This window comes from Amycolatopsis pretoriensis (assembly GCF_900107925.1).
Lineage (GTDB): Bacteria > Actinomycetota > Actinomycetes > Mycobacteriales > Pseudonocardiaceae > Amycolatopsis > Amycolatopsis pretoriensis.
This window is the reverse complement of record NZ_FNUJ01000003.1, coordinates 523,137-541,385: the sequence shown is the minus strand read 5'-3', so window position 1 is coordinate 541,385 and position 18,249 is coordinate 523,137. Positions and strand designations below refer to the sequence as shown.

13 protein-coding genes and 1 pseudogene are annotated in these 18,249 nt (G+C 71.3%); 6 read left to right on the top strand and 8 right to left on the bottom strand.

Annotation, left to right across the window (positions count from 1 at the left end; all coding sequences use genetic code 11):
- Positions 1-8: 8 nt before the first annotated feature.
- Positions 9-1,415, bottom strand: coding sequence for a bis-aminopropyl spermidine synthase family protein (locus BLV96_RS15000; RefSeq protein ID WP_086675303.1), 1,407 nt, complete (start codon positions 1,413-1,415; stop codon positions 9-11).
- 92 nt (positions 1,416-1,507) lie between these two features.
- Here BLV96_RS15000 and BLV96_RS14995 point away from each other — a divergent pair, with 92 nt between their 5' ends.
- From BLV96_RS14995 to BLV96_RS14980, 4 genes and pseudogenes are all read left to right on the top strand, one after another.
- Complete coding sequence (locus BLV96_RS14995) at positions 1,508-2,593, top strand: ABC transporter ATP-binding protein (protein ID WP_086675304.1); 1,086 nt, start codon at positions 1,508-1,510, stop codon at positions 2,591-2,593.
- Positions 2,590-3,257: pseudogene (locus BLV96_RS14990) on the top strand (ABC transporter permease). The gene BLV96_RS14995 and the pseudogene BLV96_RS14990 overlap by 4 nt, the downstream one beginning before the upstream one ends.
- Positions 3,254-3,937 (top strand): ABC transporter permease, encoded by a 684-nt coding sequence (locus tag BLV96_RS14985; protein WP_086675305.1) that lies wholly within the window; start codon positions 3,254-3,256, stop codon positions 3,935-3,937. The pseudogene BLV96_RS14990 and the gene BLV96_RS14985 overlap by 4 nt, the downstream one beginning before the upstream one ends.
- Positions 3,934-4,818: an ABC transporter substrate-binding protein gene (locus tag BLV96_RS14980; protein WP_086675306.1), complete on the top strand. Its 885-nt coding sequence runs from the start codon at positions 3,934-3,936 to the stop codon at positions 4,816-4,818. The genes BLV96_RS14985 and BLV96_RS14980 overlap by 4 nt, the downstream gene beginning before the upstream one ends.
- Here the strand turns inward: BLV96_RS14980 and BLV96_RS14975 are convergent.
- Positions 4,815-5,417 carry a LysE family translocator gene (locus tag BLV96_RS14975; RefSeq protein ID WP_086675307.1) on the bottom strand — a complete coding sequence of 201 codons (603 nt, stop codon included), beginning with the start codon at positions 5,415-5,417 and terminating at the stop codon, positions 4,815-4,817. The genes BLV96_RS14980 and BLV96_RS14975 overlap by 4 nt on opposite strands.
- 565 nt (positions 5,418-5,982) lie before the next feature.
- A complete protein-coding gene (locus BLV96_RS14970; protein ID WP_086675308.1) occupies positions 5,983-7,092 on the bottom strand; it encodes an FAD-dependent oxidoreductase in 1,110 nt (369 codons plus the stop codon).
- Between the two features lie 69 nt (positions 7,093-7,161).
- Here BLV96_RS14970 and BLV96_RS14965 point away from each other — a divergent pair, with 69 nt between their 5' ends.
- On the top strand, positions 7,162-7,842 hold the full coding sequence (locus tag BLV96_RS14965; RefSeq protein WP_086675314.1) for a TetR/AcrR family transcriptional regulator: 681 nt from the start codon (positions 7,162-7,164) through the stop codon (positions 7,840-7,842).
- Between the two features lie 3 nt (positions 7,843-7,845).
- Here the strand turns inward: BLV96_RS14965 and BLV96_RS14960 are convergent, their stop codons facing one another.
- From BLV96_RS14960 to BLV96_RS14950, 3 genes are all read right to left on the bottom strand, one after another.
- Positions 7,846-8,811, bottom strand: a complete 966-nt coding sequence (locus BLV96_RS14960; protein WP_086675309.1) for an LLM class flavin-dependent oxidoreductase — start codon at positions 8,809-8,811, stop codon at positions 7,846-7,848.
- Positions 8,812-8,821: 10 nt separating this feature from the next.
- The gene (locus BLV96_RS14955) at positions 8,822-9,340 is read right to left on the bottom strand and encodes a GNAT family N-acetyltransferase (protein WP_091389183.1); all 519 of its coding nucleotides are present in this window, start codon (positions 9,338-9,340) and stop codon (positions 8,822-8,824) included.
- A gap of 158 nt (positions 9,341-9,498) precedes the next feature.
- Positions 9,499-13,203 (bottom strand): multifunctional oxoglutarate decarboxylase/oxoglutarate dehydrogenase thiamine pyrophosphate-binding subunit/dihydrolipoyllysine-residue succinyltransferase subunit, encoded by a 3,705-nt coding sequence (locus BLV96_RS14950; RefSeq protein WP_086670517.1) that lies wholly within the window; start codon positions 13,201-13,203, stop codon positions 9,499-9,501.
- 258 nt (positions 13,204-13,461) lie between these two features.
- Here BLV96_RS14950 and BLV96_RS14945 point away from each other — a divergent pair, with 258 nt between their 5' ends.
- On the top strand, positions 13,462-13,734 hold the full coding sequence (locus BLV96_RS14945; protein WP_086670514.1) for a hypothetical protein: 273 nt from the start codon (positions 13,462-13,464) through the stop codon (positions 13,732-13,734).
- Here BLV96_RS14945 and BLV96_RS14940 read toward each other — a convergent pair.
- Both BLV96_RS14940 and BLV96_RS14935 read right to left on the bottom strand, forming a co-directional pair.
- Positions 13,731-14,267, bottom strand: a complete 537-nt coding sequence (locus tag BLV96_RS14940; RefSeq protein ID WP_086670535.1) for a DUF4291 family protein — start codon at positions 14,265-14,267, stop codon at positions 13,731-13,733. The two genes, BLV96_RS14945 and BLV96_RS14940, sit on opposite strands and share 4 nt — an antisense overlap.
- 148 nt (positions 14,268-14,415) lie before the next feature.
- Positions 14,416-18,162 (bottom strand): ABC transporter ATP-binding protein, encoded by a 3,747-nt coding sequence (locus tag BLV96_RS14935; protein ID WP_086670512.1) that lies wholly within the window; start codon positions 18,160-18,162, stop codon positions 14,416-14,418.
- Positions 18,163-18,249 lie beyond the last annotated feature (87 nt).

The following is an 18,249-nucleotide window of genomic DNA, read 5'->3' as shown; positions in this document are numbered from 1 at the left end:
TCGGCGTGTCAGAGGAGTTCGGCCAGGCGGTGGCGGGGGACGTCGACCAGGCGCAGGTTCACCAGGTCTTCCGGGACGTCCAGCGAGACGTTCGCCAGGCGGGCGTGGGCGCGGGTCAGGACCTCGTCCTGGTGCTCGACCGCGTCCGCGACCACCACCGCGTGCCGGTTGTCCGGCGTGCTCCGCAGGTACCGCAGCGCGTACTTCCCCCGGACGAGGGACGCCAGCGCCTCCTGCGAGGCCTGGTCGGCCAGGTCCGGGTGCGCGTTCGGGACCAGCAACGCCAGCCGGCGTGCGTTCGTACCCAGTAAGGTGCGCAGCAGCCACGGGCCCGGGTCGGCCGAGAGGTCCATCGCGACCGCGTCGCCCTCCGGCCCCGAGATCGACCAGTCGACCGGCCGCGACTCCAGCGCGAGCCCGCCGGCGCCCGCGATCTCCTTCAGCTTCTCCAGCAGTGCCGGCTTCGTCCCGGCCGCCTCCACCGACTGCGGCCCGTGCGTGTAGATCGCCTTGCCGGCGCGCACCTTCTTGGCCTTCGCCGTCGGCTGGCAGACGTACAGGTCCGCCGCGCTGCCGATCGCCTGCGCGCCGAAGTAGCGGTTGAAGTCCGGCAGGATCGCCTCGAACGTCAGCCCGAGCGTGGCCAGCGACCGCTGCACCTGCGCGCCCAGCGCGGGGTGGCGGGGGCTGTAGCCGTACGCGAACAGCAGCCGTCCCTCGCTCGGGTTCCGCAGCGCCTGCACCCCGCGCGCCGCGAACAGGCCCATGCCTTCCGGCGTGTACGGCGGATCGCTGAACACCAGGTCGAAGCCGCCGGTCACGGCCGGCGGCAGGCCGACGCGCAGGTCCGCGTGCGCGGTCGCGATCTCGCGTCCGCCGCGGTCGTCGAGGTAGGCCAGCACGCGCTCGTCGAGGTCGACGACCGTCAGCGACGCCGCCGGGCAGACCGCCCGCAGAGCCAGCGACGTCAGGTCGTGGTCGCCGAGGAACAGCAGCCGCGCGGACGCGAGGTCGTAGCGCGCGTCCAGCCACAGCGCGCGGCGCAGCACCGTCTCCGGGGTCGCCTGCACGTGGTCGAGCGCGGCCAGCGGCGGCGGCACCTCGGCCACCCACTCGGCGACCTTCGGCAGCAGCTCGTGGTTCGCGACGGCCTCGTCGAGCGGGTCCGCGTAGCGGGGGGCGCTGTACTGCAGGTACGCGGCGGCGACGCCGGGGGAGATCCGCAGCCGGTCGCCGCTGCGGTCCAGGTCGTCGCCGAGGGCGGCGAGGACGTCCTCGACGCTGCGGCGCGGCGCGGTGGACAGCCGCACCAGCTCGCCGAGGTCGTGGTCGCCGGTGCGCAGCAGGTCGATGACGCGGTACAGCGGGCGGACGCCGACACCGTGCGCGGCGAGGACGTCGTCGAGGGACTTCACGGGCCTTGAGCCTAGTCACCACCCCTCGGAACACCGTGCCAACCGCCGCCGACTCGGCTACGGTCGATTCCACCGGACATGGGGAGTGGGCAGTGACCATCGAATTCCGCGACGTGACCAAGCAGTATCCGGATGGGACGGTCGCCGTCGACAAGCTGAACCTGACGGTCGAGGACGGCACGATCACCGTGCTCGTCGGCCCGTCCGGCTGCGGGAAGACGACGTCGCTGCGCATGATCAACCGCATGGTCGAGCCGACCGGCGGCCAGGTGCTGCTCGACGGCAAGGACGTCGCCGAGGGCGACCCGGCGCTGCTGCGCCGCGGCATCGGCTACGTCATCCAGCACGCGGGCCTCTTTCCACATAGGACGGTGCTGGACAACATCGCCACCGTGCCCCTGCTGTCGGGCTGGGACAAGGCGAAGGCGCGCAAGCGGGCGGCCGAGCTGCTGGAGACCATCGGCCTGCCGGCCGAGCTCGGCAAGCGGTACCCGGCCCAGCTCTCGGGCGGCCAGCAGCAGCGCGTCGGCGTCGCCCGTGCGCTCGCTGCGGACTCGCCGGTGCTGCTGATGGACGAGCCGTTCTCCGCGGTCGACCCCATCGTGCGCGAAGACCTGCAGAACGAGCTGCTGCGCCTGCAGTCACAGCTGGGCAAGACCATCGTGTTCGTCACCCACGACATCGACGAGGCCGTCCGGCTCGGCGACAAGGTCGCGGTGATGCGCGTCGGCGGCAAGCTCGCCCAGTACGGCACCCCCGCCGACGTGCTGCGGCACCCGGTGGACGACTTCGTCGCGTCGTTCGTCGGTCGCGACCGCGGCTACCGCGGCCTGTCGTTCCTCTCCGCCGACGGCGTCGAGGTCAAGGAGATCGAGCTGGTCGAGATCGGCGCCCCGGTTTCGGCGAGCGACGGCTGGCGGCTCGGCGTCAACGCCGACAAGCAGCCGCGCGGCTGGCTGCCGCCGAACTCCACTGTGGACGGTGCACTGTCCGAAGACGACTTGGTCGCCGGCGGATCGCTGTGGATCCACGGCACCCCGATCCGCGGCGCGCTGGACGCGGCGCTGTCGTCGCCGGCCAGCCTCGGCGTGGTCGTCGACGAAGACCACCGCGTGCTCGGCGGGGTGGTCGCGAGGCAAGTGCTGGACGTGATCGAGGCGACGCCCCAGGCGTCATGAGCTTCTTCGACGAGCTCGGCCAGTACCTGAGCAGCGGGAACACGCGCGCCGAAATACTCGGTGACCTGGGCGACCACGTCTACCTGGCGCTGCTCCCGCTGGTGCTGGGCATCGTCCTCGCGCTCGCCGCGGGCTGGCTCGGCCACCGCTGGCGGCCGGCCCGGCAGGTGCTGATGGTGCTCGCCAACCTGCTCTACACGATCCCGTCGCTGGCGCTGTTCGTCGTCATCCCCGGCCTGATCGGGTCGAAGATCCTGGACAGCGTCAACGTCGTCGTCGCGCTGACGATCTACACCACGGCGCTGCTGGTCCGCCCGGTGCTCGACGCGCTGGACGCCGTGCCGCCGCCGGTGATCGCCGCCGCGACCGCCGTCGGGTACAAGCCGGTGCGCCGGTTCTTCGCCGTCGAACTGCCGCTGTCCGTGCCGGTCCTCGCGGCCGGGGTGCGGGTGGCGTCGGTCAGCAACATCAGCCGGTCAGCGTCGGTGCGCTGATCGGCACCGGCGGCCTCGGCGTCCTGTTCACCGACGGCTTCCAGCGCGAGTACTTCTCGCCGATCGTCGTCGGCATCGTGCTGACGCTGCTGCTGGCGCTGGTCGTCGACCTGGTCCTGGTGGGGATCCGGAACCTCCTGACGCCATGGGAACGGGTGAGCGCCGCATGATCACCGATCTCTTCCGCTGGTTCGGCGACCCGGCGCACTGGTCGGGCCCGGACGGCATCCCGCAGCGGTTGCTGGAACACCTGGGCTACACGGCTTTGTCGCTCATGATCGCGTTGGTCATCGCTGTCCCGTTGGGACTGTTCGTCGGGCACACGGGACGCGGTGGCGTCGCGTTGGTGGGTGCGGGCAACGTGATCCGCGCGCTGCCGACACTGGGCCTCGTGACGTTCCTGTTCCTGCTCTTCACCGAGAGCGTCACCTCGACGATCATCGGGCTCGTCGTGCTGGCCGTGCCGCCGATCCTGGCCGGGACGTACGCGGGGCTGCAGGCGACCGACCACGGCGTCGTCGACGCCGCCCAGGGCATCGGGATGACCGGCTGGCAGCGGCTGTGGAAGGTCGAGGTGCCGATCTCGCTGCCGCTCGTGCTCGGCGGCATCCGCAACGCCGTGCTGCAGCTGGTCGCGACGGCCGCGGTGGCCGCGTACGTCGGACTCGGTGGCCTGGGCCGGTTCCTGCTCGACGGACTGGCCATTTTGGACTATTCCGAGGTGATCGCGGGAGCGTTGCTGACAACGTTGCTCGCGATCGTGCTGGATCTGCTCTTCGCGTTGCTGAACCGCGCTCTGGTGCCGCGCGGCGTCCGGCTCGCGACGGCCGTGAAGAAGGTGACGGCGTGAAACGGCTGGTCGTGTTGCTCGCTTTGGTGCTGGCGGCCGGGTGCGGCAACCCGCTGGCGGGCGGCGGCGAGGGCGGCGCTTCCGGCGACATCATCATCGGCGCGTCCGACGTCGGGGAAAGCCTGCTGCTGGCCCAGATCTACGCCGGCGCGCTGCGCAACGCCGGTGCCACGAACGTGACCGTGCGGCCGCCGGTGGGCAGCCGCGAGGTCGTCGTCAAGGCGCTGCAGGACAAGTCGCTGTCGGTGGTGCCGGACTACAGCGGGAACCTGTTGCGGTACTTCGACAAGGAGACGTCCGCGACGACGTCCCAGGACGTCTACGCGCAGCTGCGGCAGAAGATCCCGGCGGGCTTCGAGGTCCTGGACCAGGCGCCCGCCGAGGACAAGGACCTGCTGGTGGTCGGGCCGCAACTGGCTTCCTCGGGCGTCAAGACGTTCTCGGACCTGGGGAAGCGCTGCGGCGAGCTCGTGTTCGGCGGCCCGGGCCAGTGGAGCAGCCGCTGGAAGGACAAGATCAAGTCGTTGTACGGCTGCGAGTTCAAGGAGATCCGCACGACCGACACGGGCGGCCCGGTGACGGTCGCGGCGTTGAAGTCGGGCGACGTCCAGGTGGCGGACCTCTTCAGCACGTCGTCGACGATCGCGGCGAACGGGTTCGTGCCGCTGGTTGACGACAAGAACATGTTCCCGGCGCAGAACATCGTGCCGCTGGTGGCGCGCGGGACGCTGTCGCCGTCCGAAACGGCTGCGCTGAACCGGGTTTCGGCCGCGTTGACGACCCAGCAGCTGACTGAACTGAACGTCGAGTTCACCGAGAAGAAGCGGAACCCGCTCGACATCGCCGAGGACTTCCTGGCGCGCAACAACCTGAAGTCCTAGTCGAGCGCGAGTTTCACGCCGAGGCCGATGAAGATGCCCCCGGTGGCGACCTCGATGCGCCGCTGATTCTTCTTCCGCCGGACCCACCCGCCGACGCGGCCGGCGAGGACGCCGACCGCGCCGTCGACGAGGAACTCGAACACGATCATGATCGCGCCGAGGACCGCGAACTGCAGCCAGACGTGCCCGCGCGCGGGGTCGATGAACTGCGGGAGGAACGCGATGGTGAAGGTGACCATCTTCGGGTTGAGCAGGTTGGTGAGCAGGCCGCTGAGGTAGGCGCGGTCACTCTTCCGTTCGACGAGCGGCTTGCGGTTCCGGATGGCTTGGACGCCGAGGTGGATGAGGTAGGCGGCACCGGCGATCCGGACAACGGTGAAGGCGACGGGAACGGCGGCGAAGAGGGCGGCCAGCCCGGCCGCGGCCATGGCGACGTGGATGGCCTCGCTGGTGGCGACCCCGGCGGTGGCGAGCAGCCCGGCTTTCGGGCCGCCGCGCATGCCGCAGCCGAGGATGAAGAGCATGTCCGGACCGGGGGTGACCATCGCGATCACGGTGGTGACGACAAAGGCGACGAGGAGATGCGGATCGACCGGCATGGGCCGATCCTGACACGCGTCCGAGCCGGGGCGAACCGCTTTTCTTCGGGGGGCGCTGGACGACACGCCCGGACCTTCGCGCGCCCGGAGCACTGCCCGCTGGCTGAGCAATGCCCGCTCCCTGAGCGGCGGCCGCTCTCCGGCCGACGTCCCGCTCTCCGAGCAGCGCCCGCTCCGGACAGCGCCCGCTCCTCGCCCGGACCTTCGCGCGCCCGGAGCAGTGCCCTCTGGCTGAGCAATGCCCGCTCCCTGAGCGGCGGCCGCTCTCCGGCCGACGTCCCGCTCTCCGAGCAGCGCCCGCTCTGGACAGCGCCTGCTCCGTGGGCAGTGGCCGCTTCCTGGGCAGTGGCCGCTCTCCGGCTGGCGCCCCGCTCTCCGGACAGCGTCCGCTCCCCGCCAGCGCACGCTCTCCGAGCAGCGCCCGGCCTCGGACAGCGCCCGCCCTCCCAGGGGGTCCGTCCCGGTTCCAGCGTATCGAGCGTCCCCGACAATCCGGCCACAAATAGCCGCCGCGCGGCCGGGTTGTCCACATCTCGGCCTGGCTGTGGACAAGCTCTCGGCTCGGTCAGCTCGGCTGGAAGAACTCGAGCAGTTTCCGCGCCGCGTCCGGTGACCGCAACAGCTCCTGCATGCCCGCCGACATCCGGGCCGCCTTGCCGGTGCGGTCGAACATCTCGTTGTCGTACTCCTTGATCGCCGCCGGGTAGTCGTCCCGGTGAGCTGCCAGCGCCAGGCCCAGCGCCGCGCCGTCGAGCAGTGCCTGGTTCGCGCCTTCGCCCACCGCCGGCATCAGGTGCGCGGCGTCGCCGAGGAGCGTCACGTCCGGCTTCGACGGCCACGTCAGCCCGATCGGGAGCGTTGTCATCGACCGCCGCGCGACCGTGTCGTCGCAGGCCTCGATCAGTGCGGTGAACCGGGCGTCCCAGCCGGGGAGCAGCTCGATCAGCCGCGCGCGGGCGGCGGCCGGGTCGTCGAGCGGGATTCCGCTCTTCGCGAACCAGTCCTCGGGGGTGTTGTAGAAGCTGATCCCGATGCGGACGCGGCCGTCGCCGTTGCGCTGCGCCGCCAGGGAGGTCCCCTTACCCATCACCCAGTAGGTGCCGCGGCCGACCATCGCCGCGAGGTCCGGGTGCGTGCGGTCGATGTCCGGGATGCCGACCTCGACGACGTTCTGGCCGGTGTGCGCCGGGCAGGCATCGGTGACCAGCGGACGCACCCGGGACTGCGCGCCGTCCGCGCCGACCAGCAAGTCGTACGTTGTATGGCTGCCGTTGGCGAACTGCACCACGCCGTTGTCCGCGGACTCGAACGCGTGCCCCCACCGGACCGTCCCGGCGGGCAGCGAATCCAGCAGCAGGTCGCGCAGGTCCGCGCGGTCGACCTCGGGACGCAGCAGCGGGGCGTCGTCCGGCGTGTCCTCCTGGAGCAGCAGGGTGCCGTCCGGCTCCAGGAGCCGCATGTCCTGGCCTTCACCGCGCGCGATCGCGAAGAACTCGTCGAGCAGTCCGGCCTCGCGCAGCGCGCGCTGTCCGGAGTGGATGTCGAGCATGCCGCCCTGTCCGCGCGCGTTGCGCGACGTCTCGCGCTCGTACACGGCGGACTCGATGCCGTGGACGTGCAGCACCCGGGCCAGGGCCAGGCCTCCCGGTCCGGCGCCGACGATGACGATGGTCATGAGGTCCCCATTCGATACGCTGTATCTCTCGATACACTGTATCGCACCAGGCGCTGTATGGTCAGCGCCGTGACGGTGTGGGAGCGGCCGGAGCCGCCGGAGAGGCCGACGCCGGCTCCACTGAGCCGGGAACTGATCATCCGCGCGGCGATCCGCCTGGCGGACGCGGACGGCCTGGCGGCGGTATCGCTGCGGAAGGTCGCCGGCGTGCTGGACGTCGGCCCGATGCGGCTGTACGGCTACATCGCCACCAAGGAAGAGCTGCTCGACCTGATGGTGGACGACGTCTACGCCGGGATCCGGCCCACCGGCGACAGCTGGCGCGAGGTGCTGCTGGCCCTGGCCGAACTGACCCGGCGCGCCGCGCACCGGCACGAGTGGTTCGCCGACCTGCTCGGCGGCCGGCCGCAGCTCGGGCCGAACGCACTCGCCCGGGGAGAGGCCGTCCTCACCGGGCTGCAGGGCATCGACGTCGACGACGTGATGCCGGTGGTCAAGGCCGTCAACGCGTACGTGGTCGGCGCCGTCCGCCGGGAGATCACCGAGCGCCGCGCCGAGCGGGCCACCGGGATGAACGAGTCGGAGTGGCAACGCACCCACGGGCCCTACCTGGAGCGGACCTTCGCCACGGGCAAGTACCCGGCGCTGGAAAAGGTCATCCGCGACGCCGTCCACTGGGACGTCGACGAGACCTTCCGCAAGGGCCTCGACTACCTCCTCGACGGCGTCGAAGCGAGCCTCTCGCGCTGACGCTCAGGCGCGCAGGGCCGCCGCGACCTTGCCCGCGTCCTCGATGCCGCGCTCCGGCGGCTCCTCCGGCAGCGGCAGCAGGACGACCGATCCGCTCCCGGCCGCGTGCAGCGCGCGCACCGAGGCCACGCACTGGTCGAGGTCGCCGCAGATCGCGAGCCGGTCGAGCCACTCCGGGCGCAGGCCGGCCGCCAGTTCGTCCACTGTGGACGCCGAGTCCACCAGTGCCAGCAGCTCGTCGGCGAACGGCAGGTCCGCCACCTGCACCCGCGCCCCGGGCGTCAGCGATTCCGCCACGGTGAGCCGCGCGCGTTCGCGGTCGCCCAGCGCCAGCCAGTTGTACGTCACCACCGCGTGCTCGGCGGGCTCGCCGGCGGCGATGCCCGCCAGCGCCGTCCGCACGAACTCCGGCGGCGACGGCTCGGCCAGGATCGTGCCGTCCGCCGAAGAACCCGCCACCGCCAGCGACTTCGGCCGCCGGACCCCCGCCAGCACCGGCGGCACCGTGGCGGGCGGGAACACCAGCTCGACCTCGTCCAGGTTCACGTGCCGGCCGCGCACCGAAACCCGGTCGCCCGCCAGCAGCCGGCGCACGGCCACCAGCGTCTCGTCCAGCGCCGCCAGCGGCGACTCCGGGTACGCGCCGATCTGGCGCATCCACGACGCCACCCCGTGGCCCAGCCCGCCGATCAGCCGTCCCGGGTGCAGCTCCGCGAGCGCGGCCAGCTCCATCGCCGCGATCGCCGGGTTGCGGGCCACCGCCGGCAGCACGCCGATGCCCACCTTGATCGTCGACGTCACCGCCAGCGCCGTCGCGACCGTGGCGATCCCGGCCGCCCAGAAGCAGTCCTCGACCAGCCAGACTTCGTCGAGGCCGGCGTCTTCCGCCTGGCGGGCCAGGTCCACCAGCTTCGACGGGTGCTGTTCGCGGTTGACGCGGACGCCGACGGACGAGCTCGGTGCGTACATGCCAGGCTCCTCAGATCCGGGAGAACGCGGGCGCGTACTCGAACGCGCCCGCTTGCGCGGGTTTGTAGCCGGTGAGCGTGCGGGCCTGGAAGTTCTTGACCCAGGCGGGATCCGGCGACGCGACCGAGAGCGTCGACGCCGCGACGAAGCCGAAGCGCGAGTAGTACGCCGGGTTGCCGAGCAGGACGACCAAGCCGTAGCCGAGCGCGTCCGCGGCGCCGAGCACCGCGTGCATCAGCGCCGAGCCGACACCGCTCGCCTGGTGCGCGGGCAGCACGCCGAGCGGCCCCAGCCCGACTGCCGACGTCGAGTCCTCGCCGACGCGGGCCCGGCTGCAGCACACGTGCCCGACGACTTCGCCGTCGCGGACGGCCACCAGCGAGAGCGCGTCGAGCAGGTCGCCGTCCGCGCGCAGCTCGTCCACCAGCGGTGCCTCGACCGGGGTGACGCCGGGTTCGCGCCGGAACGCTTCGCTGTGGATCGCGTGGACGGTGGTCCGGTCGGCGGGCGTCTCGCGGCGGATCAGCATGGTCGCCACCTTGCCGTGAACCGGCGGCCGCGGGCAAACGGGTTTGGGCTGCGCCCCCGATTGCCACGGTACCGGGAGGCACCGACAGTTCCGGAGGCGAGACGGCGAAGGCCTCCTCGCCGGCGAACCGGGAGGAGGCCTTCGGCGGGCTCAAGCGATCAGTCGAACGCCTTCGAGATCAGCGCCTTCTGCTCGACCTCGTGGACCTTCGACGAGCCGGCCGACGGCGCCGCCATCGGGCGCCGCGACACGACTTCCAGCTTCCCGAACAGCTCCGGGAACTTGCGCGGCAGGTTGAGCCCGAAGAACGGCCACGCGCCCTGGTTCTCCGGCTCCTCCTGGACCCACGCGACCTGCGAAGCGTTGGTGTAGCGCTCGAGCGCGGCCACCAGCTTCTTCTTCGGCAGCGGGTAGTACTGCTCGATCCGCACGATCGCGACGTCGTCCGCCTCGCGCTTCGTCCGCTCGGCCACCAGCTCCCAGTACAGCTTCCCGGAGGTCAGCAGCACCTTGCGGATCTTCGCCGGGTCCGGCGTCACGTCGTCGATGACCGACATGAAGCGGGTTTCGCCGGTGAAGTCGGCCGTCGGCGACGTCGCGGCCTTGTTGCGCAGCATCGACTTCGGCGTGAAGACGATCAGCGGGCGCTGGATGCCGTCGAGGGCGTGGCGGCGCAGCAGGTGGAAGTAGTTCGCCGGGGTGGACGGCACCGCCACCGTCATCGAGCCCTCCGCGCACAGCGAGAGGAACCGCTCGATGCGGCCGGAGGTGTGGTCCGGGCCCTGGCCCTCGTGGCCGTGCGGCAGCAGCAGCACGACGTCCGAGCGCTGGCCCCACTTGGCCTCGCCGGAGGAGATGTACTCGTCGATGACGGTCTGCGCGCCGTTGACGAAGTCACCGAACTGCGCTTCCCACATGACCAGCGACTCGGGGTTGGCCACCGAGTAGCCGTACTCGAAGCCGACGGCCGCGTACTCCGACAGCGCCGAGTCGTAGATCATGACGCGGCCCTGGCCGTCGGCCAGGTTCTGCAGCGGCGAGTACTCCTGGCCGGTCTTGCGGTCGATGAACACCGAGTGCCGCTGGGTGAACGTGCCGCGGCGGGAGTCCTGGCCCGACAGCCGGACCAGCCGGCCCTCCATCGCCAGCGACCCGAACGCGAGCAGCTCGCCGAAGGCCCAGTCGATGTCGCCTTCGCGCGACATCTTGTGGCGGCGCTCCATGACCGGCTTGACGCGCGGGTGCGGCGTGAAGCCCTCCGGGACGTTCACGAACGCGTCGCCGATGTGCTCGAGCGCCTCGGTGCTGATCGCCGTCGGCACCTTGGCCGGCATCGGCTGCTCCTCCTCGACCGAGGGGCTCGCCTTCGCCGGGTGCTTCTCCAGCTCGCGGACCTCGTTGAAGACGTGCTCCAGCTGGCTCGAGAAGTCGCGCAGCGCGGCCTCGGCCTCCTCGACGGAGATGTCGCCGCGGCCGATCAGCGACTCGGTGTAGGTCTTCCGCACCGAGCGCTTCGTGTCGATGATGTCGTACATCGCCGGCTGCGTCATCGAGGGGTCGTCGCCCTCGTTGTGGCCGCGGCGGCGGTAGCAGATCAGGTCGATGACGACGTCCTTGTGGAACGCCTGCCGGTACTCGACGGCCAGCTTGGCCACCCAGTGCGCGGCCTCCGGGTCGTCGCCGTTCACGTGGAAGATCGGCGAGCCGATCATCTTGGCGACGTCGGTGGCGTACTGCGACGAGCGCGAGTGCTCCGGCGCGGTCGTGAAGCCGACCTGGTTGTTGACGATGACGTGCACGGTGCCGCCGGTGCGGTACCCGCGCAGCAGCGCCAGGTTCAGCGTCTCGGCCACGACGCCCTGGCCCGCGAAGGCCGCGTCGCCGTGCATCAGGACCGGCAGCACGGTGTAGCCCTCGCCGCCCTTGTCCAGCAGGTCCTGCTTCGCGCGGACGATGCCCTCGAGCACCGGGTCGACCGTCTCCAGGTGGGACGGGTTCGCGGTCAGCGACACCTTCGTCTCGCCGTCGCCGAACATCCGGAAGTACTTGCCCTCGGCGCCGAGGTGGTACTTCACGTCACCGGAGCCGTGCGCCTGGCCCGGGTCGAGGTTGCCCTCGAACTCCTGGAAGATCTGGCTGATCGGCTTGCCGACGATGTTGGCCAGCACGTTCAGGCGGCCGCGGTGCGGCATGCCGATGACGACCTCGTCGAGCTCGTGCTCGGCGGCCTTGTCCAGCAGCGTGTCGAGCAGCGGGATCGCGGTCTCGCCGCCTTCGAGGGAGAACCGCTTCTGGCCGACGTACTTGGTCTGCAGGAACGTCTCGAACGCCTCGGCGGCGTTCAGCTTCGAGAGCACGTACTTCTGGACCGCGGGGTCCGGCTTCTCGTGCGGGATCTCGACGCGCTCCTGGATCCAGCGGCGCTCCTCGGGGTCGAGGATGTGGGTGTACTCGATGCCGACCGTGCGGCAGTAGGAGTTGCGCAGGACGCCCAGGATGTCGCGCAGCTTCATCCGCTCCTGGCCGGCGAAGCCGCCGACCGGGAACTCGCGGTCGAGGTCCCACAGCGTCAGGTTGTGCGAGAGGACGTCGAGGTCGGCGTGGCTGCGCTGGCGGTAGTTCAGCGGGTCGGTGTCGGCCATCAGGTGGCCGCGCATTCGGAACGCGTCGATCAGCTCGATGACGCGGGCGGTCTTGTCGACCGGGCCCTCGGGGATGTCGGCGACCCAGCGGATCGGCTCGTACGGCAGGCGCAGGCTGGTGAAGACGTCGTCGTAGAAGCCGTCTTCGCCGAGCAGCAGCTCGTGGATGCGCTTGAGGAACTCGCCCGACTCCGCGCCCTGGATGATGCGGTGGTCGTAGGTCGAGGTCAGCGTCATGATCTTGCTGATGCCGAGGTCGACCAGCGTCTTCTCGCTGGTGCCCTCGAAGGCGGCCGGGTACTGCATGGCGCCGACGCCGATGATGGCGCCCTGGCCGGCCTGCAGGCGCGGCACCGAGTGGTTGGTGCCGATGCCGCCCGGGTTGGTCAGCGAGATCGTGGTGCCGGAGAAGTCGTCGGCCGTCAGCTTGTTGTTGCGGGCCTTCTTGACGATCTCCTCGTAGGCCTGCCAGAACTGCAGGAACGTCATGTCCTCGACGCCCTTGACCGAGGCCACGACGAGGTTGCGCGACCCGTCCTTGCCCTTCATGTCGATCGCGAGCCCGAAGTTGACGTGCTCCGGCGTGATCGCGAACGGCTTGCCGTCGATCTGCTGGTAGTGCCGGTTCATGTTCGGGTAGTTCTTCAGCGCCCGCACCATGGCGTAGCCGATGAGGTGCGTGAAGGAGATCTTGCCGCCGCGCGTGCGCTTCAGGTGGTTGTTGATGACGATGCGGTTGTCGGCCATCAGCTTGGCCGGGACCGCGCGCACGCTGGTCGCGGTCGGGACGCTCAGCGAGGCGTCCATGTTCTTCGCGATGGCGGCCGCGGCGCCGCGCAGCTGCTTCGACTCCGGCTCTTCCTTCTTCGCGTCGGCCTTCGGCTCCGCCTTGGCCGCGGGCTTCGGGGCCGCCTTCGGCTCCGGCTTCGCGGCCGGCTTGGGCGCCGCCTTCGCGGGCGCGGCCTGCTTGGCCGCCGATTCCGCGTTCCGCACGGCCGTGGCCGACGGCTGCGCCGCCTGGCCGTTGGTGGCCGGCTTGGTCTCGGCCTGCTGCCGGGCCGTGTCCGCCTTGGCCTGCGCGTTCTGCGTCGGCTTGAAGTCCGCGAAGAAGTCGTGCCAGGCGGCATCGACTGAAGAAGGGTCGGCGAGGAACTGGTCGTACATTTCTTCGACCAGCCACTCGTTGGGGCCGAACTGTGACGCAGGGCTGCTGCTGGACACGGCTGGGGCTCGCCTCTATCCGTCTCGATCTCGATCTTGAATCCGCTGATGCGCCTACCAGGCTAACCCCCTCGGTGACCGCGATGTGATGGAACCGGCCTGTGTGAGGCGTGGCGCACTAGGGGATCGGTCACTGACTCGATCAAGATGTGCTAAGGGAACCTTAAGCGCTGGACCCGGTACAGGGTTCGCGGTCTCTTTCGTCCGGCTTCTCCCGGTGGCCGTCGGTCGTTCACCGCGGCGGGTTCCACTGGTGGGATGTGGCTGGTCGAATGTCCTTCGTTCTGGGACCAGGGCCTGGTGCGGCCGCTGGTGACGGAGTCCGGCACGGTCGTCCTGCGGTGCGACTCGTGCCAGGCGGTCTGGCCGACCCTGGCCGACTTCGAGGAAATGGAGTGGGTCGAGCCGGACGAGCCCGATTGGCTGGTCGGGGCCGGGGTCCACGTCCGCCCGGGGACGGTCCGGTGGGCTTCCCGCCCGGACGTCGAGGCGGCCGGCCTGGGCGCGCTGAAGTGGCGGGCGCTGCCTTAGCCGGTGGCGTCGACGGCCCGGGCGAGGTCTTCGGGCAGCTCGTACGGCGGCTCGTGGGGGACGAGCTTCACCGCTTTGTGCAGCCGGTCGGTGGCCAGCAGGCCGGAGATGTCGCGCATCACCGGTGTGACGTCGGTGATGGCGGTGATCCACTCGTCGACGTAGTGGTCGACCGCCTCGCCGGTGAGGCCGATGCGGATGGCCTGGAAGTTCAGCGGGGTGTGGTCGAGGTCTCGCTCGGCGTCCCACTGGATGAGCACCGGGCCACGGTGGGCCAGCGCCCATTCGAAGCCGGCCCGGGTCAGGTCGACGGCCAGGATGCGCTCGTGGCCGGGCTTGCTGCCGTTGCCGCTGTCGTAGGCGGCCAGGCGGAACGACGGGTCGAGCCGGACGGTTTCGCCTCGGGTGCCGAACGACTGCTTCTCGAGGGCGGCGTCGGCGACCGCGGGCGTACAGGCCTGGTAGACCCGGACGGTCGAGTCGGTCTGCGCCGCGCGGATCTGCCGGTCGGGCACCCGGTGCTCTTCGAACATGCCCGCCATGCTGCCAGCGCGGCGTGACCTCGGCCACGAACTTTCGGCGTTCAGCCGGGCGGTCGGCGCGCTGGTGAGCGGCGCGGAAGGGGCTTTGCAGCGACGGGAGCGGTTCTCGGGCACCTGCTCCCGGCTGCCCCAGTCGGCCTCAGCCCAGCGCCCACAGCCGCGCGTACAGGCCCTTCGCCGCCAGCAGCTCCTCGTGCGTTCCCGTCTCCGCGATGCGGCCGTGGTCCAGGACCACGATCCGGTCCGCCCTCGCCGCCGTCGCCAGGCGGTGGGCCACCACGAACGTCGTGCGGCGGCGAGCGACCGTCTCCGTGGCCCGCAGGACCGCCGCCTCCGTCGAGGGGTCCAGCGCCGCCGTTGCCTCGTCCAGCAGCAGTACGTCCGGGTCCACCAGCTCCGCCCTCGCCAGCGCGACCAGCTGGCGCTGGCCCGCCGACAGCGAGCGGCCGCGCTCGCCCACCGGTTGCAGGAAGCCCGCCGGGAGGGCCGCCACCCCGTCGAACGCGCCCACCGCGCGGACCGCCGCCTCGACCTCCGCGTCCGATGCCGCCGGACGGCCGTAGCGGACGTTGTCCGCCACCGTGCCCGAGAACAGGTGCGCCTCCTGCGGCACCACGCCCATCCGGCGGCGCAGCCCCGCGAGCTCGTACTCGCGGACGTCCGTGCCGTCGATCCGGACCTCGCCGCCCGTGACGTCGTAGTAGCGCGCCACCAGCTTCACCGCCGTCGACTTGCCCGCGCCCGTCGCGCCGACCAGCGCGATCGTCTCGCCGGCCGCCACGTCCAGCGAGAACTCCGCCAGCGCCGGCGCGTCCGTGCCGGCGTAGGCGAAGTCGACCTCCTTGAACGACACCTCGCCGCGCAGCCGCTCAGGCACCGCGACGGCGTTCTCCGCCGCCGGCACCGACGTCGGCGTCCGCAGCAGGTCGCCGATCCGGTTAAGGCCGACACGCGCCTGCTGGTACCCGTCGAACACCGACGACAGCTGCTGGATCGGCGAGAAGAACTGCTGCAGGTACAGCAGGAACGCGAGCAGCACGCCGGCCGACAGCGTCCCCGCCGAGACGCGGTTCGCGCCCGCGACCAGCACCGTCGTGGTCGCCAGGTCGGACAGCAGTGCCACCAGCGGGAAGTACGTGGCCACGTACCGCTGCGCCCGCAGCCGCGAGCGCCGGTAGTCGTCGCTGCGCGAAGCGAACGCCGCCGCGGAGCGGTCTTCGCGCGTGTACGCCTGGGCGACGCGCAGCCCGCTGACGTTCTCCTGCATGTCCGCGTTGACGACGCTGACCCGCTCGCGGGCCTCGTTGTACGCCTTCGACGCCGCGCGCCGGAAGATCACCGTGGCCACCGCCAGCACCGGCACCATGGCCAGCGCGAACAGCGCCAGCCCGGCGTCGGTGACCAGCAGCGCCGCCGTGATGCCGGCCAGCGTCAGCGCGCTGACCACGGCGGTCGCGAGCCCGGTCTGCAGGAACGTCGAGAGCGCGTCGACGTCCGTCGTCATCCGGGTCATGATCTTCCCGGACAGCTCCCGCTCGTAGTAGTCGAGCCCGAGCCGCTGCAGGTGCGCGTAACTGCGGACGCGCAGCGCGTACAGCACCGTCTCGCCGACCCGCGAGGTCAGCCGCGTCTGCGCGAACACGACCAGCCAGTCGGCCGCGATCACCAGCGCGCCGATCCCGGCGGCGAGCCAGATCATCCATTCGACGCCGGCGCGGACACCGTGGTCGACGCCGAACTGGTACAGCCCCGGCAGCGCGATCGACGCCAGCGCGTCCGCCGCCACCAGCCCGATGACCAGCGTGAGCGGCCAGCGGACCGGCCGCAGGAGCCGGGTCAGGCGGAAGGAAGGGTCGGGCGCGGTGACGTCCACATCGGACAGTCGCGGCTCGTCGGCCGCCGCGGGCAGCTTGCGCACGCCTTCGATCAGCTCCGGTGTCGGCGGCACGTCGAGGCCGGCGCCCCCGCCGACGAACCCGCTGCTGTTCGGGTCGCCGCTGCGTTGGCGCGCCGCGTCGGCCAGGTCGTCGACGTCGTCGCGGTTCTCGTCCCGCGGCCACAGCGCCGGGGTGATCCCGTCCTGGCCGCAGTCGAGGCCCTCGCAGCGGTGCTTCTCCTCGACGTCGTCGCCCGGGCCCGCGACCAGTTCGCGGAACAGCGGGCAACGCGCCATCAGCTCGGCTTCGGTGCCGACATCGACGACGCGGCCCTCGTCCAGCACCGCGATCCGGTCGGCCAGCGCCAGCGTCGAGCGCCGGTGCGCGATCAACAGCGTCGTGCGGCTCGCGGTGACCGAGCGCAGGGTGTCGTGGATCGCCGCCTCGGTGACGGTGTCGATGGCCGACGTCGCGTCGTCGAGGATCAGGATGCGCGGGTCGGTGATCAGCGCGCGGGCCAGCCCGAGCCGCTGCCGCTGGCCGCCCGACAACGTGAGGCCGCGCTCGCCGACCAGCGTGTCGTAGCCCTCCGGCAGGGCGCGGATGAACTCGTCGGCTTCCGCCGCGCGCGCCGCCGCGACGATCTCCTCCTCGCTCGCGTCCGGGCGGCCGTAGGCGATGTTGTCCCGGATCGACGAGGAGAAGAGGAACGCCTCCTCGAACACGACCCCGATCGCCTGCCGCAGCTGCCGCAGCGGCACGTCCCGGACGTCGAGGCCGCCGACCCGCACCGAGCCCGCGTGCACGTCGTAGAACCGGGGCAGCAGCAGGGAAATCGTCGACTTCCCGGACCCCGCGGTGCCGACCAGCGCGAGGGTCTCGCCCGGGTTCGCGGTGACCGAGAGACCGGCCAGCACCGGTTCGGTGCGCGTGTAGCCGAACCGGACGTCGTCGAGTTCGACGCCGAGCGCCCCGGACGGCAGCGGCCGCGCGTCGGGGGAATCGACGACCTCCGGTTGCGCGTCGATCAGCTCGTAGACGCGCTCGGCGCCCGCGCGGGTCAGCTGGGCCTGCACGACCAGGCCGGACAGCATCCGGGCCGGGCCGATCAGCGTCGCGAGGTAGGTCGCGAAGGCGAGGAAGGTGCCGAGCGTGATGGAGCCGTTCAGCGCGAGGACGCCGCCGATGCCGAGCACGGCGACCTGGCCGGCGGCGGGCAGGGCCGCGGTCGTCGCCGTCGGCACCGCCGACAGCTTCGCCGCGCGAAGCCGCTCCGCGAACAGCTTGCGCGCGGTGCCTTCGAGCTTCGAGACCTCCCGCGCCTCCTGGCCGAAGCCCTTGACCACGCGGACGCCGGTGACGGTCTCCTCGACCTGCTGCGCGACGTCCGCCGCGCGCTGCTGCGCCGACCACGTCGCCGGGAAGAGGCGCTTGCGGCTGCGGGCGATGACGATGCCGACCGCGGGCGTGACGACCAGCGCGATCAGCGTCAGCACCGGCGACATCCACAGCATCGCCGCGAACGACAGCACCGCGAAGATCACCGAACCGAACGACAGCGGGATCTGCATGAGGATCCCGACGACCAGCTGCAGGTCGGAGATCGCGCGCGAGACGACCTGGCCGGTGCGCAACGCGTCCTGCTTGCCGCCGTCGAGGCGCGAGACCGCGTTGAAGACGCGCTGGCGCAGGTCGTGCTGGACGTCGAGGGCGAGCTTGCCGCCGAAGTACCGCCGCAGGAACGCGGTGCCGAACGCGACCAGCTGCAGCGCCACCAGGAAGACGGCGATCCCGGGCAGCGCGCCCGTGCGCCCCGCCACGGCGTCGTCCACCGCCGAGCGCACCAGCAGCGGGCTCGCGGCCTGCACACCGACGCTGAACACGGCGGCGAGCAGCGACAGCACGACGATGGCGCGGTGCTCCCAGGCCGCGGCGAACAGCCGGCGGACCCAGCCGACGGTCTCAACGGGCGGGAGCTCTTGACGGGAGCGGGGCGGAGCGGTGGTCACGTTGCAACACTAAGCGCCACCACCGACAAAATATTTCCCGGAAAGCCGTGAAGGCCGTCTCGAAGACATCGAGACGGCCTTCACGGA